Here is a 20,387-nt window from a genome sequence, read left to right on the forward strand (position 1 = left end):
GGTCAGCGACCGGTCAGAAGTCGACCGGCGGCAGCTCCGGGCCACCGGCGGCGTCACCCGCGCCGACCCCGACGCCGAGCTTCTCCAGGATCTTCTTCTCGATCTCGGCGGCCACGTCCGGGTTTTCCTTCAGGAACTCCCGAGCCTTCTCCTTGCCCTGGCCGAGCTGGTCGCCGTCGTACGTGTACCACGCTCCGGACTTGCGGATGATCGCCTGCTCCACGCCGACGTCGATCAGCGAGCCCTCCCGCGAGATGCCCTTGCCGTACATGATGTCGAACTCGGCCTGCTTGAACGGCGCGGCGACCTTGTTCTTCACGACCTTGACCCGGGTGCGGTTACCGACCACGTCGGTGCCGTCCTTGAGGCTCTCGATGCGTCGCACGTCGAGTCGGACCGAGGCGTAGAACTTCAGCGCCCGACCACCGGTGGTGGTCTCCGGGCTGCCGAACATCACGCCGATCTTTTCCCGCAGCTGGTTGATGAAGATCGCCGTGGTGCCGGTGTTGCTGAGCACACCGGTGATCTTCCGGAGCGCCTGGCTCATCAGCCGGGCCTGGAGGCCCACGTGGCTGTCGCCCATCTCGCCCTCGATCTCGGCACGGGGCACCAGGGCCGCCACCGAGTCGATCACGATGATGTCCAGAGCGCCGGAGCGGATCAGCATGTCCGCGATCTCCAGCGCCTGCTCGCCGGTGTCCGGCTGGGAGACCAGCATCGCGTCGGTGTCGACGCCGAGGGCCTTCGCGTACTCCGGGTCGAGCGCGTGCTCGGCGTCGATGAAGGCGGCGATCCCGCCGTTGCGCTGGGCGTTGGCCACCGCGTGCAGTGCCACGGTGGTCTTACCGCTGGACTCGGGACCGTAGACCTCGACCACCCGGCCACGCGGCAGACCACCCACGCCGAGCGCCACGTCGAGCGCGATGGAGCCGGTCGGGATCACGGCGGTCTGGATGACCGGCCGCTCCCCCAGCCGCATCACCGAGCCCTTGCCGAATTGCTTGTCAATCTGAGCGAGAGCAAGGTCGAGTGCCTTCTCCCGGTCAGGCCCTGCTGCCATGGTTGCCACCCCTGCCTTCGCCGGCGTCTTTGCTGAGCTTCGCGTCACGCGGACACGCTAGGCGCTAGGTCCGACAGAAAACCAGCCGACGGGCCGCGAGCTGTGGACGAGCACCCCGCTGTGGACAATAGCCGAACAGGTGTACGACTCGACAAGCGACACGCGGAACCGGCGAAAAGGCTGCTCAGCGTAGTCGAGCGGGCACCCGGTCGGGGTAGGCGGCGCAGACCGCCCGCCACACCACGTGCGTCTGCTCCCCCGCCGCCAGGGCCTGCTCGATGGTCCGTCCGCCGAGCTGGGACAGCACCTGATCGCGGGCGATGCTGGCCGCGTAGCCGGGCCCGAACGCCTCGTCCAGCCGCGTCCAGAAGTCGGTCAGCCGCACAGTTATCAGCCCTCCTCGTCCGGTGCCCCGATCGGCACCGGGCGCAACGCTAGCGCCACCAGGGGCGCCACCGCGACCGCCGCGAGCAGGGTGAGCACGGGATATCCGGCGAACTGCATGACAAACCCGCTGACCACGGCCGCGCCGGCCCCGGCCAGTCCCATGATCAGGTCGGAGAGCCCCTGGACGCTCGGCCGCACCTCGGCCGCCACCGACTCGGACAGCAGGGTCGAGCCGGCCACCATCGTCCCCGACCAGCCCAGCCCGAGCAGGACCAGACCGACCGAGAGCCGAGGCGTGTGGTGCCCGGCGGTGCCGGCGACCGCGCAGGCGGCCAGCAGCAGCCCGACCCCACCGAGGATCACCGCCCGTCGACCGAGCCGGTCGGTGAGCCAACCGACCACCGGGGAGAACGCGTACATGCCGGCGATGTGCAGGCTCAGCACGATGCCGACCAGCCGCAACACGTCGGCGTCGGCGTGCGACTCACCGAGCCGGACCGGCGTCATCGCCATCACCGCCACCATCACCAGGTGACCCACCGCGACGGCGGCGATGCCGAGTCGGGCGGCGGGCTGTCCGCGTACCACCGACCAGGCCGCCCGCATCCCGGCGGCGCGTGGCGCGCGCACCCCGACCGGCGCGGCGGCCGGCCGCCCGGCACCACCCGCCGCCGGCGCCTCGGCCGCCACCGCGGTCGCCGTCGCGTCGGCGGCCGACGGACGGTCGGCGGCAGGTGCGTCGGCGGCCGCGAGCCGCCGCGCGGTGAGCAGCGGGTCGGGCCGGAGCAACCCGAGGAGTACGACGGCAGCCAGCACGAAGGCGGCCGCGCTGAACGCGAACGGGCCGGCCAGTGGGGGCAGCCCCCAGCCGGTGGTGACCCGGTCGGCCAGCGCGGCGAAGTTCGGCGCGGCCACCGCACCGATGGTGGTGGCCCAGACGATCAGGGAGAGCTGCCGCCCCCGGCGGGCCGGCTCGGCGAGGTCCACGGCCGTGTACCGGGCCTGCAGGTTCGCGGCGGTGCCCCCGCCGAAGAGCAGCATGCCGAGGAAGAGCAGCGGCACCCAACGGGTGGCAGCGGCCAGCACCACCAGCACGCCGCCGACGGCGCCGACCGCGTACGCCAGCGCCAGACCCGGCCGGCGACCGTGCCGCGCCATGATCCGGGTGACCGGGACGGCGAGCAGCGCGGCACCGACCACCCCGGCGCTCTGCGCGACACCGGCCACCGCGGTCCCGGCGATCCGGGCCGCGAGCAGCGCGCCCACGGCGATGCCGATGGTCACGCCGATCCCGCCGATGATCTGGGTGGTGAAGAGCAGCCGCAGGGTACGCCGCTGGATCGACGCGACGTCGGGTCGGACGCCGGTACGCGGTGCGGTCAGGTCGGTCGCCATCGGCGCTCCTGTCGGAAGGGGTGAACTCATCCTCGCGCACCCGCACCGACCAGCGGCAGTGGGTTTTGCCACCAGCCGAACCGGTCGCCCCGCCCGGCCCTCCCGGTACGCCCCCTTCACCCCTGCGATCGTGGTGTCTCCGGTGGACCGGGCAGCAGGGATGCCAGCCGACGGATCCGGGTCAGGGTGAACGCGGCGACGGCCGCACTGACGGCGGCGACCACGCCGAAGATCACCGCGAAGCCCTCGTTGTCGGCGGCGAGCAGAGCGAGCAGGATCAGCCCCAGGGCGGTGACCAGGACGGACAGCAGCGCCGCCCAGGTGGCCCGCCGCTGTCCGGCGAGATAGCCGGGCAGGTCGGCCCGCACCGCGTCGTCCTCGGGCACGGTGCCGGTGCGCACTGCCTGGCGCAGCGGGTACCCCTCGGGATCCTGCCGAGCCTCGCCCACCACGCGCTGCGCCAGATAGATCGAGGGGCCGATCCAGACGGCGTTCAGGGCGGCGCCCAGCACGGCTTCGTCAAGTGCTTCCTGTCGGTCGAAGAGCCAGCGCATCGGCAGCCCGATGAGCACCGTCATCGGCACCCAGTACACGGCCATGAGCTGCAAGCCGGTCGCCCGCGCGAAGAGCCGCCTCCCTCTCCCGCGACGCCCGGCGGCCGTGGTGGCGCGACGCTCCTCGTTGTCAACGTCCATCGACATCCGTTACCCGCGCACACGACCCGGGACACACTGTCGACCGTGGACAGCGCACGGTCGGGTCAGCCCGCCATCACCCGCTGGTGCAGCGCGGAGACCGCCGAACGCGCCGCCACGAACGCGCCGTGCTGCCAGGCCACCTCGTGGCTGAGCCAGTCCCCGGCGAAGTAGACCCGTCCGGCCGGCTGGAGCAGCAGGTTGTAGCCGGCCGTGCCGTACCGGGGTGAGGTCCAGGCGCCCTCGATGTAGCGGGTCCGGTCCCAGGCGTGGGAGTACGAGGTGACCAGCTCACTGCGGTACTTGTCGCCGTGGATCTTCACACCCTGGCTGACCGCGCGCTCGGCGCGCTGCTCCGGGGTCAGCCCGCTGTACGCCCTGGCGTTCGCCCCGGTGTTGTAGTAGCCGACGACCAGGCCGCGCTTGCCGTGGAAGCCGTACGACGGGTACCAGATGTGCGACAGGTCCAGGTCGGTCTCGGTGATGCCGCCGTAGATCCGCTGATCGGTCTCCCACCAGCGGCTGCGGTACTCCAGGCCGATCTTGCCGGAGGCGGTGACCGGGAAGTCGGCCAGGGCCGCGGTCACCGCCGTGCCGAGATTGTGCGGCACCCGGGCCATCAGGTGCGGCGGCAGCGCGGCCACGCAGTAGTCGGCGGTGATCTGCGACTGCCGGCCATGCTGTCGGTAGGTCACCTCGACCCGGCTGCCCCGGTCGGTCACCGCTGTCACCTCGGCGTCGAGTCGGATCCGGTGCGCGCCCACCGCCCGGGCCAGGGCTCGGGGGATCTGGTCCATCCCGCCGACCGGTTGGAACATCAGCATCGCCTGGTCGTAGCCGAACTCGAAGGAGAAGTACCGGCCGATGTTGCTGGCGAACACGTCGGAGAGCGCCGGCGGCGTGCCGAGCGGGGTCCCCACGTCGTTGCCCGCACCCGGGTACGCGGAGAAGCCCCGACGGCTCGTCCCCGTGTACGCCCAGTCGCTGCCCCGTCCGCCGATCGCGCCGAAGCTCTGCAGGAACGACAACAGCCGCTCGCGGTCCTCCGAGCTGAGTCGGGCGTCCAACGCGCCCTGGTCGGTGGCCTTCGCCAGCAACTCCGAGACGTAGCCGTACACGTCGGCCTTGGCGGTGCGGTACCGGACCGGCGCGGTCATCCCGGCGGACTCGTTGTAGATCCAGGCGTCGGCGTTCTGGTTGGTGAAGACCTCGACGGGTACGCCCAGTTCCCGGCAGTAGTCCATGGTGACCATCCACTGTGCGATCCGCCCCGGGCCGGCGTTGAAGTAGACGCCGTCGGAGAAGCCGGCCCGCTGCGTGCGTCCGTCCAGGTCGGTCTCGACGTCGCCGCCCCGGATGGTCAGGTTCCGACCACCGACGCGGTGCCGCGCCTCCAGGATGGTGCAGTGGTAACCGGCCTTGCCCAACTCGTACGCGGTGGTCAGCCCGGCGATGCCGCCGCCCAGCACGACCACGCTGGCGCCGGACCGCCCGGTGAGGGTGAAGTCGGACCGCTCCGGAGGCCGGAACGCCGGGGTGACCGACGCCGCCGCGCTGGGGGCCAGCCCCATGGCACCCATCGTGGCGAGCATCGCTCCGGCCCCACCGCTGATCCCGACCGAGCGCAGGAACCCACGCCGGCTGACCATCGACTGCGTCTGATCGCTCATAACGGCCTCCCCTACAAGATCGACTCGCATGAGTCTGCAGAGACGCTGTTACGTGGATCGCGCGACGCCGTTTCCGGTAGGTATCAGCCTCACTCGATGACAGGGGATGGCCGCCACTCGCCTGGCCGTCGCGGGGGCGTCTTCAGCAACGTCACGACGAGCGGTTGACCCGCCGTCCGGCGCTGGCGCGGGACACGACGGTGAGGTCGGCGACCAGACCCTCGTAGGCCTTGTCCTGGTCGTCGGCCCGCAGCACGGCGGACGGATGGATGGTGGCCAGCAGTCGGGTGGGCGGCGCGTCGGCCCGCTTTCCGGCGTTGTCCACCGGCACCTGCGCGAAGTCCGCTGGATGCTGCGCCGACTCCGGCCAGGGCAGCAGCTCGCCCCGCTGCCGGGTGACCCGGAAGGACGGGCCGAGCAGCGCCTTGGCGGCGGTCGCGCCGAGCACCACCACGAACTCCGGACGCAGCCGGGCGAACTCGGCGACCAACCACGGTCGGCAGGCGGTGATGTGCACCTGGTCCGGGGTCTGGTGGATCCGCCGCTTGCCGCGCAGTTCAAAACGGAAGTGCTTCACGGCGTTGGTCAGGTAGAGCTGGCCCGGGTCCAGCCCGGCGTCGTCGACCGCGCGGCGCAACAGGCGTCCGGCCGGGCCGACGAAGGGCAGCCCTTTCAGGTCCTCCATGTCGCCGGGCTGCTCGCCGACCAGCACCACGCGGGCGCTCTCGCCACCCCGGCCGAAGACCGTCTGCGAGGCGTCCCGGTACAGCTCGCAGCCCCGACAGCCGCCGGCGGCGGTGCGCAGGTCGTCGATGGTGTCGGCGTCGGGCGGGATGAACCGCTGGGCGCCCGGAGCGTTCCCGGTCTGCTCGGCCATGCCGACTGTTATATACCCGTTCGGTGCCCGCCGCCGGACACGCCGCAGCGCACCCCGGCCGCGTCAGGTCAGTACCCGTTACCGCCCCCGTCGCCACCGGACGCGATCGCGATCAGCACAATGATGATGATGATGATCGCCACCGCGATGGCGATCCAGATCCCCTTACGAGCCCCACCAGAAGCCATATCCCCACACCTCCGGGCGCCCGCATACCCGTCCCCGCCGCCCCGAATCCTCGCGATCTCGCACTTTCTGTCCCGACCAAAGCCAAGACATCGGGCATTTCGCCAGCAGAACCTGCAAGATCGCGGAAGGGGTGGGGGTCAGGTGGGGAAACCTGGGGGGTGGGGTGGGTTGACGGCTTGGGCCAGGGCTGCGGCCAGGGGGGCCAGGTCGGTGGGGTCCAGGGGGCTGACGGTGATGCGCAGGGCGGGCGGGGCGGCGATCCGGTAGAGAGCGCCCGGAGCCACCGCCCACCCGGCGTCGCGGAGCGCGGTCACCGCGCTGGTCTCGTCCGCGACCGGCAGCCAGACGTTGATGCCGCTGCGGCCGTGCGCGGTCAGGCCGTGCGCGGCCAGCGCCGCGAGCAGCCCTTCGCGCCGCTGCTCGTAGCTCTGCGCCGCCCGCCGCACCAACTCGGTGACCGCCGGGTCCCGCCACAGGGCGAGCACCAGACGTTGCAGCACTGTGGAGATCCAGCCGGCGCCGACCCGGGTACGGCCGCTCACCCTGGCCACCGTCGTCTCGTCACCGACAAGCACCGCCATCCGCAGGTCCGGGCCGAAGGGCTTGCTCACCGAACGGAGGAAGGCCCAACTCGCTGTCGCACCGGCGAGCGGATGCAGGGGTACGCGGGCCAGTTCGGCAGCGTGGTCGTCCTCGATCAGCAGCAGGTCCGACCGGCCGGCGAGCAGTGCCCGCAGCGCCTCGGCGCGGGCCGCCGACACGGCGGCGCCGGTGGGATTCTGCGCCCGGCTGGTGACGATCAGCGCCCGCGCTCCGGCGGCGAGCGCCGCGGCCACCCCGGCGACCAGCGGCCCCTCGTCATCCAGCGGTACGCCGATCGGGCGCAACCCGAGCGCGGCGACCAGGTCGAGCAGGTTGGCCCACCCCGGGTCCTCGACCGCCACCGCGTCGCCGGGGCGCAGGTGCGCGCCGAGCAGCCGCTCGATGCCGTCCAACGCCCCGCCGGTGAGAGTCAACTCCCCGGCCGGTACGCCGTCGGCGCGCAGCCTGGCCCGGGCCGCCTCGGCCAGTTCGGGCAGCACCCCGGCATCGGAGTAGCCGACCGGCGGGCCGCCGTCGGTGGCGAGCGCCGCCAGGTGCGGGCCCAGCGGGGGAAGCAGTCGCAGGTCGGGTTCACCCCGGGACAGGTCCCGGGCGCCGGGCAACGGTGGGGGGCGCAGCGCGGAGCGACGGGCGGCCACCGGCGGGCGGGGGCGTACCCGGGTGCCGTGCCGACCGGCGGTGGCGAGCAGCCCGCGCTGGCGTAGCTCCTGGTAGGCGCGGGCGACGGTGGCGGGGCTGACCCCCAACTGCGCGGCGAGCGCCCGCACCGGCGGCAGGGCCGCCCCCGGTGGCAGGGCACCGGCACGGATGCCCGACTCGATGCTGGCCGAAATCTCGACGGCTGTCGTACCGGTGGGCTGATAGTGTGCTGACACAAACAGGAGATTGTACTAGAACAAAGGGGCGCGCGCATGTATCCACCCACCGCCCGGACCACACCCCACCGTTCCCGCGACAAGATGAGCTACGACACTGCCGCCGCCCACGCCGTGCTCGACGAGGCCTACGACTGCGCGCTCAGCTTCACCGTCGACGGCCAACCCCGGGTGCTGCCCACCCTGCACGTCCGCATCGGCGACACGCTCTACCTGCACGGCTCCACCGGCAGTCGGCCACTGCTCGCCGCCCGCGGCGACGACGGGCTGCCCGTCTGCGTCGCGGTGACGCTGCTCGACGGGCTGGTCTACGCCCGCTCCCAGTTCCACCACAGCGCCAACTACCGCTCGGTCGTCGCGCACGGCACCGCCCGACTCGTCACCGACGAGCGGGAGAAGCTCGCCATGCTCACCGCGCTGGTGGAGAAGGTCGGCGCGGGACGCAGCGCGGCCACCCGTCCGCCCAGCCGTCGCGAGCTGGCCGAGACCGCCGTCCTGGCGCTGCCGCTGCGGGAGGTGTCCGTCCGGGCCCGCACCGGCGGGGTCCGCGAGGACGAGGACGACCTGCACCTGCCGCACTGGGCCGGCGTGCTGCCGCTGCGACTGACCGCCGGGGCACCGGAGCCGGACGCCGGGGTCACCGCGCCGCTGCCGGCGTACCTGCGGACGGCCCGCACACCGTGGCACGAGCCGGTCCCGCTGCGCGGCGAACACGTCCTGCTGGAACCGCTGGAGTTGGCGCACACCGACGACCTGCACGCCGCCACCGCCGACGACGAGGTGTGGCGGCACCTCACCGTCGCGCCACCCACCGCCCCCGCCGAGACCGCGGAGGTGATCGGCGCCGCCCTGGCCGCCCAGCACGGGGGCGAGCGGGTGGCCTGGGTGCAGCGGTGCGCGGCGACCGGGGCGGTGGTGGGCAGCACCTCCTACTACGACATCGACCCGCAGCGGCGAGCGGTGGCGATCGGGCACACCTTCCTCGGCCGGCAGTGGTGGCGTACCGGCATCAACACCGAGGCGAAGCTGCTCCTGCTCGGCCGCGCCTTCGACGACCTGGGCGCGGTACGGGTCGCGTGGCACACCGACATCCGCAACGTTCGCTCCCAGGCGGCCATCGAACGGCTCGGCGCGACCCGGGAAGGGGTGCTGCGGATGCACCGCCAACGACCGGACGGCTCCTGGCGGGACACCGTGCAGTACGCGATGACCGTCGACGAGTGGCCGAACGCACAGGTCAGGCTGCGAGAAAGACTTCTGCGGACGGCACCGGTGGCGTGATGATGGCGGGCGTGCTGGGGATCACCGACATCTGGACGTACGTGCTGGGCACCGTGGCCATCATCCTGCTGCCCGGTCCGAACTCACTCTTCGTGCTCTCCACCGCCGCCAAGCGCGGCGTCGCGGTCGGCTACCGGGCCGCCGGTGGCGTGTTCGTCGGCGACGGGGTGCTGATGTTCCTCTCCGCCGCCGGGGTGGCGTCGCTGCTCAAGGCGTACCCACCGCTGTTCATGGTGATCAAGTACGCCGGTGCCGCGTACCTCGGTTATGTCGGGGTGACCATGCTGCTCGGCGCCGCGCGGCGCTGGCGCGACCGCAACGACCCGAGCACGCCGCGGCTCATCGACGCCGCGGAGCCGGCGGCGATGCGCAGCCCGTTCCGCAAGGCGCTGGTGATCAGCCTGCTGAACCCGAAGGCGATCCTGTTCTTCATCTCGTTCTTCATCCAGTTCGTCGACCCCGGCTACGCCTGGCCGGCGCTGTCGTTCCTGCTCCTCGGCCTGATCGCCACGGCGACCAGCGCGCTCTACCTGACCGCGTTGATCTTCGCGGGCACCTTCCTGGCCGCCCAGTTCCGCCAACGTCGCCGCCTGGCGGCCGGCGGCACCACCGCCGTGGCCGCTCTCTTCCTGGCCTTCAGCCTCAAGCTGGCCACCGCCACCGCCGGCTGACCCGCCCTCCCACCCTCCCGCCCGGGATCTTGCGCTTTCGGTCGTCGACATGCCGCTTCAGGGATATTTGTCGCCGCAGAAACTGCAAGATCGCGGGAGGGCTGACGGTCAGGTGCCGTCGCCGCCGGAGCCGCCGCCGCCCACTCCGGCGCCGCCGGCGGTGCCGCCGAGGCCGTAGCCGGGTCGGACCGGCTCGTCGGGATGGCGGCTGACGTGGGCTGACCCCGCGATCTGGGCGGACCAGTCCGCGTGCGCGGCAGCGGCGGCGTGCCTGTTGATCGCCTGGCGGAGCCAGCCGTCCACGGTGGCGACCCAGTCCCGCCGGTCGGCGCCCTCGTGCCAGATCCGGAACCGGCTGATGCTCTGGTGGGTGATTCCGGCCAGGGCCAGCCGGCGATCCATCCAGAGGATCACCTCAAGCCCGGCAGAGTTGGTCACGAAGATCAGCTCCAGTTCGGTGATCGGGCCGGCGTAGAGCGGCCCCACCCAGTAGCCCCAGCGCTGGTGCAACGGCAGGGTGTGCTCCACCCCCGGCAACCCGCCCTGCTGCAACCCGGCCTGGCGGATCATGAAGCCGAGCGTGTCCAACGCCGCCAGCACGTGCTGCTGGGTGGGGATCGGGTGCACGAAGACCGGCACCATGGCCCCCTGGTCGCGGTCGGGGTCGAGCGACACCTCGGTCCGCAGGCCCATCCGCAGGCTCAGCAGCGGCACCCCGCCGAAGATGGTCACCGGCGTCTCCCAGGGCAGCGGGAACGCGAAGTCGACAGCCCGCCGCCGCCCGGCCGGTACGACGAACCGGCCGGCGATGGGCACCTGGTGGAACTGCATGAGCCGCCGCGGCGCCGCCGGGTCGTCCGGTTCGACGGTGGTGACCAGGCCGAGCCGGATGTGGCGGACGAGCACGTCGTCCGGACCGGCGGCGAGAGTCACCCGGCCGGGCAGGCGCAGGCCCGGCCGGGTGCTCGGATTGGGGAGAGTGGTCTGCACGGAGAGCCCGGTCCCACCGGACTCCGGTGACACTCCCGTCAAGCGCACCGCACCCTCCACGCCAGGCTGAGGTGACCTCGCCCCTCGCGAGGTCACCTCAACTGTCGCGGACCCGGTGCGCGGTCACCCCGACTTTCGCGGATCCGACACGCGGTCACCCGACTTCGACGGAACGTGACCACCCATCCGGTTTCACCGCATCCGGCGCCCGCGCGGCACCGTGTCGGTCTCGTCGTCGAACTCCCCGATGACCTCCTCCAGGAGGTCCTCCAGGGCGACGAAGCCGATCGGCCGGGCCGGTCCGCCGCCGTTGCGCACCAGCGCGAGCTGCGACTGCCGGGCCCGCATCGCCGCCACGGCCTCGGTGACCGTGGACGTCGCGGGCAGGGTGAACGCCGGCGTCATCAGCTCCCCGGCGGTGGCGGCCCGGCCGGTGGTGACCACCCGTACCGCCTCCCGGACGTGCACGAGGCCGCACACGTCGCCCGCCTCGTCGAGCACCGCGAGCCGGGATCGGCCGCTGTCCCGGCTGACCTGTTCGATCCGCCCGGCCGGGTCGTCCCGGCGGACGGTGACCATGGTGGCGAACGGTTCCATCACCTGCGCCACCGAGGTGCCCTGCAACTCCAGCATGCTGGTCAGCAGTTGGTGCTGCTCGGCGCCGAGCAGCCCGTGCTCACGGGACTGCTCCAGCAGGATCCGCAGCTCGTCCGGGCCGTGCACCTGGGCGAGTTGGTCCTGCTGGTTGACGCCGAACAGCCGCAGGATCGCGTTGGCCAGGGCGTTCAGCGCGGAGAGCACCGGCCGGGAGACCCGGGCGAAGGCGCGGAACGGCAACGCGAGCAGCGTCGCCGACCGCTCGGCGTCGGTGATCGCCCACGACTTCGGGGCCATCTCCCCCACCACCAGGTGCAGGAAGGTCACCAACCCGAGGGCGAAGACCAGGGCGACCACGTGACTTGCCGCGTCGGGCAGCCCCACCGCGTGCAGCAGCGGGCTGATCAGGTGCTCGATCGCCGGCTCAGCCAGCGCGCCCAGCCCCAGGGTGCACAGGGTGATGCCCAGCTGCGCCCCGGCCAGCATCAGGGACAGCTCGCGGACCCCGTCGAGCGCGGCTCGGGCCGCCCGCCCACCGTTCGCCGCCGCCTGTTCCAGGCGGTAGCGCTTGCTGGCCACCAGGGCGAACTCGGCGGCCACGAAGAACCCGTTCAGCGCCAGCAGGATCACCGAGCTGAACAGGGCGATTCCGGGGCTCATCGGCGCTGTCCTTCATTCGCGACTGCGGGGCTCGCAAGCTCACTCCTCGCGCTCATGCGGTCACCTCGGGTTTGGTGAGCTGCAACCGCACCGAGTCGGCCACGTGCCGGTCCACCGCCAGCACCTCGACCAGTGCCCGGGGCTCCGCCTCGTTCTCCTCACCGTCCGCCCCCTCGGGTTGCAGGCTGATCTCCAGCCGGTCACCGACCTCCGGCACCCGGCCCAGCTCCCGCATCACCAACCCGGACAGGGTGTCGTACTCCGGGGCCTCGGGCAGGGCGATGCCGGTGCTGTCGGCGACCTCGTCGATCCGCCAACGGGCCGGCACCACCCAGGACCCGTCGTCCTGGCGGGCCGGTGCCCGCTCCGGTGGGTCGTCCTCGTCGCGGATCGGGCCGACCAGTTCCTCGGCGATGTCCTCCAGCGTGATGACACCGGCGAAACCGCCGTACTCGTCGACCACGCAGGCCATCTGCCGGTGCCCGGACCGTAGGCGGTCGAGCACCGTGGGCAGGGGCAACGTCTCCGGTACGAGCAGCGGCGGCCCGGCCACCGCGCTCACCGGGGTGGTGGCCCGCTCCCCCGGGGGTACACCGAGCACATCGGCGATGCCGACGATGCCGAGCAGGTCGTCGACGCCCTCCGCACCGCGTACCGGGAACCGGGAGTGACCGGTGTCCAGCAGCTCGACCACCCGGCTCACCGGTTCGTGCGCCCGGACGGTGTGCACGTCCACGCGGGGCACCATGGCCTCGCCGGCGGTCAGTTCGCGGAAGTCCAGACCTCGGTCGAGCAGCGTGGACATCTCGGCGTCGAGGCTGCCCTCCTCGCGGGACTCGGCGATGATCTGTTCCAGGTCCGCCGGGGTGGCGCCGCTGGGCAGCTCCTCGATCGGCTCGATGCCGATCCGGCGCAGCAGGCGTACCGATGCCCGGTCGAAGAGGTGGATCAGCGGCCCGGCGACGGCCAGGTAGATCAGGGTGGAGCGGCTCAGCGCCCGGGCCAGTTGCTCGGCCCGCGCGATGGCCAGGTTCTTCGGGGCCAGCTCGCCGAGGACCATCTGCACGATGGTGGCGATGACCAGGGCCAACGCCACCGAGAGCGGCAGGCTGACCGCCTCGCTGACGCCCGCCACGCCGAGCAGGTCGGCGAGACCACCACCCAGGTACGGTTCGGCGACGTAGCCGACCAGCAGCGCGGTGACGGTGATGCCGAGTTGGGCGCCGGAGAGCATGAAGGAGAGCCGGCTGGTGACGGTCAGGGCCCGGGCGGCGGACTGATCGCCGTCATCGGCGAGCTGGCGCAGCTTGCCCCGGTCCACGGCGACGTAGCCGAACTCCTGCGCCACGAAGTAGCCGGTGGCGGCAGTGAGAATGATGATCAGTAGGAGACCAACGACGATCAACACGGGTCGCTCAGGGCTCCCGGGGTCGTCGGTACGGGGATATGCCGGGCACGACCCGGCTGGCTACTGCTGCCCTCCTGGGCAGAAGAGTCGATCATCCCTGCATTTTATCGGCGCTGGCTGTGACTCCGCTGGGGGTGGGCCGAAGGAGCGGATCGTCCGGTTGAGCGGACGCCGCCGGCCGTCACGCCGGCCCCGCCGACCCACCGTCCGCTCCGCGTTCGGCCAGCTCATCGGCGTCGAGCAGGCCCCGGTCGAGCCGCCCCGCCCGGTACGCGGCCCGCGCGATCATCTGCGCCGCGACCGGCGCGGTCGACAACTGGAAAACCGCCACCAGCAGGATCATGCCCAGATCCGCCGGGGACCGCAGCCGCAACGCGATGCCTAGCAGCAACAGGAGCACCCCGAGCACCTGTGGTTTGGTGGCCGCGTGCATCCGGGACAGCGCGTCCGGAAAGCGCAGCACACCGATCCCGGCGGCCAGGCTGAGCAGCGCGCCGGCCACCAGACAGGCGGCGCCGAGCCAGTCCGCGACAGTGGCGATCACTGCTGCTCCCGGACGGCGAAGCGGACCAGCGACACCGATCCCACGAAGCCGAGCAGGGAGAGCACCACCAGCACGGGCAGGGTGGTGGCGTGCCGGTTCACCGCCGCCTCGGCGCCGACCGCGGCGACCATCGTGGCGAGCAGCATGTCCGCGGCGATCACCCGGTCCACCAGCGACGGGCCGCGGTAGAGGCGGACCAGCGCGAGGAACGCGGTGACCGACAGCAGTGGGGTGAGGACGGCGGCCAGGAACGTGGTCACGGGCGGGTTCCCTTCTCGGATGAGGTGACGTCGAGGTGGTGCAGTTCGGCGCTGGAGCCGACCGCGCGGACGATTCGCCGCTCCACGACGAGCGTGCGGTCCCGGGCCACGTCCAGGTCCGCCGGGCCGTGGGTGTCCAGGACGTGCAGGTAGAGCGTTCCGGAGTTCCGGTCCACCTCGAGGATCAGCGTGCCCGGCACCAGCGAGACCACCTCGGCGGTGAGGGCCAGGTTCAGGTCGGTGGGCACCCGCAACCGGACCGCGACGATCGCCCCTCGTGGCCGGTAGCCGGGCTGCATCGCGATCCGGGCGATGTGCAGGCTCGCGCTGACCAGTTCGACAACGAACCGGGCCACGAACACCAGCAGCGCCCATGGTCGCAACCGGCCACCGAAGCTGACCGCCGGCAGCGGGAAGAACACCAGCACGGCCCCGCCCACCAGCAGGCCACCGACCAGGTTGGCCCAGGTGAGGTTGCCCCAGAGCAGGCTCCAGACCAGCACGAGCCAGCCGAGCGCCACCGCCTGGTCGCGCCAGCGCCCGACCCGACCGCGCCCCACCACGCGAGGCCTGGGCGCGTCGGGAGCCGGCTCGGTTGGGCCGGTCACGGCACGCCGCCCGGCAACACGGCACTGACGTACGGGGTACGCAGGAGCAGGTCCCCGGCGGCGTCAGCGGTGACGTCGAAGAGCGGACCGGCCAGCACGGTCAACGCCAGCCCCAGCGCGACCAGGGCCACCGTGGCGCCCACCATCAGCCTCGGCAACTGGGCCACTGGCTCACTGGTGGCCGTGCGGGGCGCCCGCCAGAAGGCGATGTTCCACACCCGGGACGCCACGTACAGGGTGAGCAGGCTGGTCAGCGTGCCGGCCGCGACCAGCACCCCGGGCAGCGGCCCGCCGGCGGCCACCCCGGCCTGGAGCAGGCCGAGCTTGCCGAGGAAGCCGGAGAACGGTGGCACTCCGGCGAGGTTCATGGCCGGGACGAAGAAGAGCACACCGAGCAGCGGCGCCGCCCGGGCCAGCCCGCCGATGCGGCGCAGGTCGGTGCTGCCGGCACGCTCCTCCACCAGCCCGGCGACGAGGAACAGCGTGGTCTGGATGGTGATGTGGTGCACCACGTAGAAGATCGCGCCGGAGAGCCCGGCGGCGGTGCTCAACGCCACCCCGAAGATCATGTAGCCGATGTGGCTGACCAGGGTGAACGAGAAGAGTCGCTTCAGATCCGACTGGGCCACCGCACCGAGGATGCCGACCACCATGGTCAACCCGGCGACGACCATGAGCAGCTTGTCGGCGCGTCCACCGGGAAACAGCAACGTCTCGGTGCGGATGATCGCGTAGACGCCCACCTTGGTGAGCAGACCGGCGAAGACGGCCGTGACCGGGGCCGGCGCGGTGGGGTAACTGTCCGGCAACCAGGCCGACAGCGGGAAGACCGCCGCCTTGATCGCGAACGCCAGCAACAGCATCAGCTCCAGGGCCAGCCGCACACCGCCGGGCAGGTCGTCCAGGCGCTCGGCGAGCTGGGCGAGGTTGAGCGTGCCGGTGGCCGCGTACACCAGACCCACCGACGTCAGGAAGATCATCGAGGAGAGGATGCTGACCACCACGTACGTCGACCCGGTCCGGATCCGAGCCTCGGTGCCGCCCAGGGTGATCAGCACGAAGCTGGCGGCCAGCAGGATCTCGAACCCGACGAAGAGGTTGAACAGGTCACCGGCCAGGAACGCGTTGGTGACGCCCGCGGTGAGCACCAGGTACGTCGGGTGGAAGATCGACACCGGCGAGCTCTCGCTCGTCTCGCTGCGACCCTGGCCGACCGAGTACAACAACACGCACAGGGTCACCGCCGAGGACACCACAAGCATCAGCGCGGCGAGTTGATCGGCCACCAGGACGATGCCGACCGGCGGCGGCCACGCCCCCACCGCCACCACCACCGGCCCGTACCGGTACGCCTGCACCAGCAACAGCACCGCCACCAGGAGCGTGCCGCTCAGACACAGCACGCTGATCGTGCGCTGAAGTCGGGGCTTCCCGGCCAGCAGCAGGCTCAGCGCCGCACCGAGCAGCGGCACCACCACCGGCAGCGGCAGCAGCGCGCTCACTGCCCGTCATCCCCACGTCGCAGCCGTCGGCGGGCCGGTTCGGGATCGACCTGCTCCGGGTCACCGTTCGGACCCTCCCCACCGAGGTCGGCAGCGCTCGCCTCGTTCCGCCCGGCCCGCCTGATGATCTGCCGGTCCTCCAGGTCGTCGGGGACCTCGTCGTCGCCGGAGAGATACCAGCTGCGGTACGCCACAGCGAGCAGAAACGCGGTGAACCCGAAGGTGATCACGATGGCGGTCAACACCATGGCCTGCGGCAACGGGTCACTCATCCGCTCCACCGGCCCGCTGCCGACGATCGGCGCCCCACCCGGGCGCCCACCCAACAGGATCAACACGTTCACCCCGTTGCCAAGCATGATGATCCCCAGCAGGACCCGGGTCAGGCTGCGCTCCAACAGCAGGATCACCCCGCACCCGACCAGCACCGCGACGGCCAGCACCAGCACCAGCGTCGGCCCCGCCCCGCTCTCCGTCACGGCGTGGCCTCTGTTCGCGACTGCGGGGCTCGCAACACCGGCTCACTCCTCGCGCTCACGGCGCCACCTCGCTCCGCGCGCTCATGTCCGGTCGCCCTTGTCGACGGCCAGACCGCCGGCGGCCGTTCCGGTGGCCTCGATGTGCCGGTCCACCTCGGCGCCGAGGCTGCGCAGGATGTCCAGCACCAACCCGATCACGACCAGGTACACACCGATGTCGAAGAAGAGCGACGTCACCAGGTGGGTGTCGCCGATCAGTGGCAGCCGCTGGTCGACCTTCGCGCTCTCCAGCACCGACCCGCCGGCCAGCAGCGCCACCAGGCCGCTGCCCACCGCCGTGGCCAACCCGGCGCCGAGAATCGGGCCGGCACCGATCGGCACCGCCTCGGTCAGCTCGTACCGACCGCCGGCCAGATAGCGGACCACCAGGGCGAGACCCGCCACCAGCCCTCCGGCGAACCCGCCGCCCGGAGCGTTGTGCCCGGAGAAGAGCAGGAACAGGGAGAACAGCACCACGGTGTGGAAGATCAGCCGGATGACCACCTCCAACACGATCGAGCGGCGCTCCTCGTAGAGGGTGGGACCACCGCGCAGCCACACCGGCCGGCCCCGCACACCCGCCCGCTGGTCCGCCTCGGGCCGGCGCGGCCGAGGCCCGGTGCGGGAGCGCTCGAAGATCAGGCTGGCCACCCCGGTCGCGGCCACCACCAGCACCGCCAGCTCACCCATCGTGTCCCAGGCCCGGATGTCGACCAGGGTCACGTTGACCACGTTGCGGCCGTACCCCTGGGCGACCGCCAGATCCGGGAAGGCCGCGGAGATGGTCGGTGCCTGGCGGGCGCCGACGGCGACGAGGGCCAGCCCGGCGGCGACCACGCCCACCGCCACCCCGATCACCCGGCGGATCAGGCGGGTACGCCGTATCGGGCGGGCCGAGAACCGCTCCGGCAGGCGACGCAGCACCAGCACGAAGACCGCTATCGTCGAGGTCTCCACCAGAAACTGGGTGAGCGCCAGGTCGGGTGCTCCGTGCAGCACGAACAGCATCGCCGTGCCGTAGCCGGTCATGCCCACCAGCAACATCGCGGTCAGCCGGCGACGGGCGCCGACCGCCAACACCGCCGCCACCGCGATCACCAGCACGACCACCGGTTGCAGCAGGCTGTCCCAGAGCGGAATCCGCGCCCGCCAGGGACTGGCGGAGAGCATCGCCGCGCCGGGCACCAGCACCAGGGTGACCAGGATGACGCCCAGGTACTGCGGCAGGGAGCCGCGCTGGGTCGCGCCTGTGACATCGATGGCCAGCCGGTCGAAGCGGCCCACCACCCACTCGTACCCCTGGTTGCCCCCCACCGGTGCGCGCAGCCGCGCCAGCACCGGGGCGAGCGGCCCGCGCACGGCGAAGAGCAGGCCACCGCCGACGAGCGCCAACACGGACAGGCCGAGCGCCGGGGTCGGTCCGGCCCAGAGCGCCAGGTGCGCGTCGACCCCGCCGAGCAGATCGGCGTACGGCCGCAGCACGTCCTCCAGGACGCTCGCGGCCGGGCCGGCGAGCAGACCGATCCCGGCCAGCACCGCTGGCGGTACCAGCAGCGACGCGGCGATCGACCCCGGCGGGACCGGCGTCACGCCCGGCCGGTCGGCGAACGCGCCCCAGAGAAAACGGGCGCTGTACGCGACGGTGAGCACCGTCCCGGCGACCAGGCCGGTGAGGAGCACCGGTTGGTCGGTGAACGCGGCGAACACCGCCTCCTTCGCCACGAAGCCGACCAGCGGCGGCACCCCGGCCATCGACGCCGCGGCCAGCACGGCCACCACGAACAGCGGCCGGGACCAGTGCCGCAGCCCGGACAACTCGCGCAGGTCACGGGTGCCGGCACTGTGGTCGATGATGCCGACGACCAGGAAGAGCGCCGCCTTGAACAGGGCGTGCGCCAGCAGCATCGCGGTGCCGGCCAGCGCGGCGTCCGGCGTGCCCGAGCCGGTCACCGCGACCAGAAGGCCGAGCTGGCTGACCGTCCCGTACGCCAGCAGCAGCTTGAGGTCGGTCTGGCGCAGCGCCGCCCAACCGCCGAGCAGCATGGTCGCCACCCCGGCGACCTGCACCACCGGCCGCCACGGGCCGACCGTGGCGAGCACCGGCGCGAGCAGCCCGACCAGGTAGACGCCGGCCTTGACCATGGCGGCGGCGTGCAGGTACGCGCTGACCGGCGTGGGTGCCGCCATCGCGACCGGCAGCCACGAGCTGAACGGCAGCACCGCCGACTTGGACAGCGCCCCGGCCAGGATCAGCAGCACGGCACCCACCAGATACCCGCCGCCGGGCAGCGGCTGGGCGATGATCTCCGACCAGCGGTAGCTGCCGGCGTGCTCGCCCAGCATGATGAAACCGACCAGCATGGCGAGCCCGCCCAGCGTGGTGACCGTCAACGCCTGCGCCGCCGCCCAACGGCTGGACCGCCGTTCGGTGCTGTGCCCGATCAGCAGGTACGAAAAGACAGTGGTCAGCTCCCAGCCGACGTAAAGCAGCAGCAGGTCGTCGGCGAAGACCAGGACGAGCATCGCGCCCGCGAAGGCGACCAGGACCGCGGCGAACTGCGCCAGACCGATCGAGCCGGCGCTGAAGTAGCGGGCGCTGTAGACCAGCACCAGCGCGCCGACGCCGCCGATCAGCAGCGTCATCAGCCAGGACAGCGTGGTGAGCCGGAACGCGATGTCGAGGCCCAACTGCCGGATCCACGGGTACGTCTCGACCACCGCCCCGCCGCCGCTCACGGCCGGGGTGCGGGCCACCGCCCAGCAGAACGCGGCGGCCGGCGCGAGCGCCAGCGGGTAGCACGCGCGCGGACCCCACCAGCGAACGAGCAGGGGCGCGGCGAGGGCCGCCACGAAATGGAGGATGAGCAGTACCAGCACCTGCGCTCCCGATCGACATGGCCGACGCCAGTGGCAGCGGTGGCGCCTAGCAGCGATCAGACGCCAGTTCGCAGCCCGCCGGGCCGGTTTTGCCGGAATTAACCCCCAAACCCACCCACCCCACCCCACCGACCCCCACCCCAGGCGCCCAGCCCAGCCCTCTTCCGTTGATCAAGAGGTTTGCGTCAGCCGCGCCCGCCTTTTTGACGCAAACCTCTTGATCAACGCGGGAAAAGGGGGTGGGGGTGGGGTTAGTGGAGGAGGGCGTTGTTGAGGGGTTGGGCGTCGTCGGGGGCGGGGCGGTCGCGGCGTAGCTCGGCCAGCAGGTCGGGGCGGCCGAGTTGGCGGGCGACCCGGTCGACGACACGTTCCGCGGCGGTCAGCGAGCGCACCGCGAGCAGACGGCCGCGACTCTCGCGGCGCAGCACGAAGTAGTGCACGGCAACGCGGACCTGACCCCGATCGGCGGCGCTGGCCTGGGCGGTGCAGAGGACCAGCTCGCGCAGGCAGCGGGCGAGACGTTCGGCGAGCTCGAGCTCCGGGCCGTGCAGGCCGGCGCGGAGGGCGGCGAGATGACTGTCGACCTTGCGAATCAGCACGTCGGTGCCCGGTTCGACGGTGCGCTGCTCGCCGGCCATCACATCCCCTCACCCCGGTTCGCGTTGCGAGTGAAGTTACTTTATGTTGCTCCTCAGAAGCAAGCAGTTAAGTGAGACTTAA

General features: G+C 72.0%; 19 protein-coding genes. 2 read left to right on the forward strand and 17 right to left on the reverse strand.

Going from position 1 to position 20,387, the window contains the following annotated elements; all coding sequences use genetic code 11:
• Positions 1-13: 13 nt before the first annotated feature.
• The 7 genes from recA to AB0C03_RS03105 all read right to left on the reverse strand — a co-directional run bounded on the left by recA (position 14) and on the right by AB0C03_RS03105 (position 7,751).
• Positions 14-1,060 (reverse strand): recombinase RecA, encoded by a 1,047-nt coding sequence (gene recA / locus AB0C03_RS03075; RefSeq protein WP_030336775.1) that lies wholly within the window; start codon positions 1,058-1,060, stop codon positions 14-16.
• Between the two features lie 184 nt (positions 1,061-1,244).
• The gene (locus AB0C03_RS03080; RefSeq protein ID WP_030336777.1) at positions 1,245-1,445 is read right to left on the reverse strand and encodes a DUF3046 domain-containing protein; all 201 of its coding nucleotides are present in this window, start codon (positions 1,443-1,445) and stop codon (positions 1,245-1,247) included.
• 5 nt (positions 1,446-1,450) lie between these two features.
• Positions 1,451-2,842 (reverse strand): MFS transporter, encoded by a 1,392-nt coding sequence (locus tag AB0C03_RS03085; RefSeq protein WP_357633854.1) that lies wholly within the window; start codon positions 2,840-2,842, stop codon positions 1,451-1,453.
• Positions 2,843-2,958: 116 nt separating this feature from the next.
• Complete coding sequence (locus AB0C03_RS03090) at positions 2,959-3,537, reverse strand: hypothetical protein (RefSeq protein ID WP_357633856.1); 579 nt, start codon at positions 3,535-3,537, stop codon at positions 2,959-2,961.
• 65 nt (positions 3,538-3,602) lie between these two features.
• Positions 3,603-5,207, reverse strand: a complete 1,605-nt coding sequence (locus AB0C03_RS03095) for a flavin monoamine oxidase family protein (protein WP_030336782.1) — start codon at positions 5,205-5,207, stop codon at positions 3,603-3,605.
• Positions 5,208-5,358: 151 nt separating this feature from the next.
• The gene (locus tag AB0C03_RS03100) at positions 5,359-6,084 is read right to left on the reverse strand and encodes a UdgX family uracil-DNA binding protein (protein WP_357633861.1); all 726 of its coding nucleotides are present in this window, start codon (positions 6,082-6,084) and stop codon (positions 5,359-5,361) included.
• Between the two features lie 326 nt (positions 6,085-6,410).
• Complete coding sequence (locus tag AB0C03_RS03105; RefSeq protein WP_357633863.1) at positions 6,411-7,751, reverse strand: aminotransferase class I/II-fold pyridoxal phosphate-dependent enzyme; 1,341 nt, start codon at positions 7,749-7,751, stop codon at positions 6,411-6,413.
• A 36-nt stretch (positions 7,752-7,787) separates the two neighbouring features.
• On the opposite strand from AB0C03_RS03105, the gene AB0C03_RS03110 reads away from it, so the two are divergent.
• Together AB0C03_RS03110 and leuE are read left to right on the forward strand one after the other, a co-directional pair.
• The gene (locus tag AB0C03_RS03110; RefSeq protein WP_357633866.1) at positions 7,788-9,032 is read left to right on the forward strand and encodes a bifunctional pyridoxamine 5'-phosphate oxidase family protein/GNAT family N-acetyltransferase; all 1,245 of its coding nucleotides are present in this window, start codon (positions 7,788-7,790) and stop codon (positions 9,030-9,032) included.
• Positions 9,032-9,703: a leucine efflux protein LeuE gene (gene leuE, locus AB0C03_RS03115; RefSeq protein WP_030336788.1), complete on the forward strand. Its 672-nt coding sequence runs from the start codon at positions 9,032-9,034 to the stop codon at positions 9,701-9,703. Before AB0C03_RS03110 ends, leuE begins: the two co-directional genes overlap by 1 nt.
• Positions 9,704-9,811: 108 nt before the next feature.
• Here the strand turns inward: leuE and AB0C03_RS03120 are convergent, their stop codons facing one another.
• The 10 genes from AB0C03_RS03120 to AB0C03_RS03165 form a co-directional block, all read right to left on the reverse strand.
• Positions 9,812-10,741, reverse strand: a complete 930-nt coding sequence (locus AB0C03_RS03120; RefSeq protein WP_210859024.1) for a sporulation protein — start codon at positions 10,739-10,741, stop codon at positions 9,812-9,814.
• 144 nt (positions 10,742-10,885) lie between these two features.
• Entirely contained in the window at positions 10,886-11,950 is a 1,065-nt protein-coding gene (locus tag AB0C03_RS03125; RefSeq protein ID WP_030336791.1) for a hemolysin family protein, read from the reverse strand.
• Positions 11,951-12,002: 52 nt separating this feature from the next.
• Positions 12,003-13,358, reverse strand: coding sequence for a hemolysin family protein (locus AB0C03_RS03130; RefSeq protein ID WP_030336793.1), 1,356 nt, complete (start codon positions 13,356-13,358; stop codon positions 12,003-12,005).
• A gap of 181 nt (positions 13,359-13,539) precedes the next feature.
• Entirely contained in the window at positions 13,540-13,899 is a 360-nt protein-coding gene (gene mnhG / locus AB0C03_RS03135; RefSeq protein WP_030336795.1) for a monovalent cation/H(+) antiporter subunit G, read from the reverse strand.
• The gene (locus AB0C03_RS03140) at positions 13,899-14,162 is read right to left on the reverse strand and encodes an MrpF/PhaF family protein (RefSeq protein WP_030336796.1); all 264 of its coding nucleotides are present in this window, start codon (positions 14,160-14,162) and stop codon (positions 13,899-13,901) included. The genes mnhG and AB0C03_RS03140 overlap by 1 nt, the downstream gene beginning before the upstream one ends.
• On the reverse strand, positions 14,159-14,722 hold the full coding sequence (locus AB0C03_RS03145) for a Na+/H+ antiporter subunit E (RefSeq protein WP_357633871.1): 564 nt from the start codon (positions 14,720-14,722) through the stop codon (positions 14,159-14,161). Before AB0C03_RS03145 ends, AB0C03_RS03140 begins: the two co-directional genes overlap by 4 nt.
• A gap of 44 nt (positions 14,723-14,766) precedes the next feature.
• Positions 14,767-16,272: a Na+/H+ antiporter subunit D gene (locus tag AB0C03_RS03150; protein ID WP_357633874.1), complete on the reverse strand. Its 1,506-nt coding sequence runs from the start codon at positions 16,270-16,272 to the stop codon at positions 14,767-14,769.
• Positions 16,269-16,751: a Na(+)/H(+) antiporter subunit C gene (locus AB0C03_RS03155; RefSeq protein WP_030336802.1), complete on the reverse strand. Its 483-nt coding sequence runs from the start codon at positions 16,749-16,751 to the stop codon at positions 16,269-16,271. Before AB0C03_RS03155 ends, AB0C03_RS03150 begins: the two co-directional genes overlap by 4 nt.
• An 81-nt stretch (positions 16,752-16,832) precedes the next feature.
• Entirely contained in the window at positions 16,833-19,667 is a 2,835-nt protein-coding gene (locus tag AB0C03_RS03160) for a Na+/H+ antiporter subunit A (RefSeq protein WP_030336804.1), read from the reverse strand.
• 251 nt (positions 19,668-19,918) lie between these two features.
• On the reverse strand, positions 19,919-20,305 hold the full coding sequence (locus tag AB0C03_RS03165; RefSeq protein WP_030336806.1) for a hypothetical protein: 387 nt from the start codon (positions 20,303-20,305) through the stop codon (positions 19,919-19,921).
• Positions 20,306-20,387: the final 82 nt, after the last annotated feature.

The organism is Micromonospora parva (assembly GCF_040649675.1).
Classification (GTDB): Bacteria; Actinomycetota; Actinomycetes; order Mycobacteriales; family Micromonosporaceae; genus Micromonospora; species Micromonospora parva.

What these genes read in the sequence shown, in the direction of transcription:
- recA (WP_030336775.1), bottom strand. Translation starts at nt 1,060, where the DNA reads ATGGCAGCAGGGCCTGACCGGGAGAAGGCACTCGACCTTGCTCTCGCT.
- AB0C03_RS03085 (WP_357633854.1), bottom strand. Translation starts at nt 2,842, where the DNA reads ATGGCGACCGACCTGACCGCACCGCGTACCGGCGTCCGACCCGACGTC.
- AB0C03_RS03090 (WP_357633856.1), bottom strand. Translation starts at nt 3,537, where the DNA reads ATGGACGTTGACAACGAGGAGCGTCGCGCCACCACGGCCGCCGGGCGT.
- AB0C03_RS03095 (WP_030336782.1), bottom strand. Translation starts at nt 5,207, where the DNA reads ATGAGCGATCAGACGCAGTCGATGGTCAGCCGGCGTGGGTTCCTGCGC.
- AB0C03_RS03100 (WP_357633861.1), bottom strand. Translation starts at nt 6,084, where the DNA reads ATGGCCGAGCAGACCGGGAACGCTCCGGGCGCCCAGCGGTTCATCCCG.
- AB0C03_RS03110 (WP_357633866.1), top strand. Translation starts at nt 7,788, where the DNA reads ATGTATCCACCCACCGCCCGGACCACACCCCACCGTTCCCGCGACAAG.
- leuE (WP_030336788.1), top strand. Translation starts at nt 9,032, where the DNA reads ATGATGGCGGGCGTGCTGGGGATCACCGACATCTGGACGTACGTGCTG.
- AB0C03_RS03125 (WP_030336791.1), bottom strand. Translation starts at nt 11,950, where the DNA reads ATGAGCCCCGGAATCGCCCTGTTCAGCTCGGTGATCCTGCTGGCGCTG.
- AB0C03_RS03165 (WP_030336806.1), bottom strand. Translation starts at nt 20,305, where the DNA reads ATGGCCGGCGAGCAGCGCACCGTCGAACCGGGCACCGACGTGCTGATT.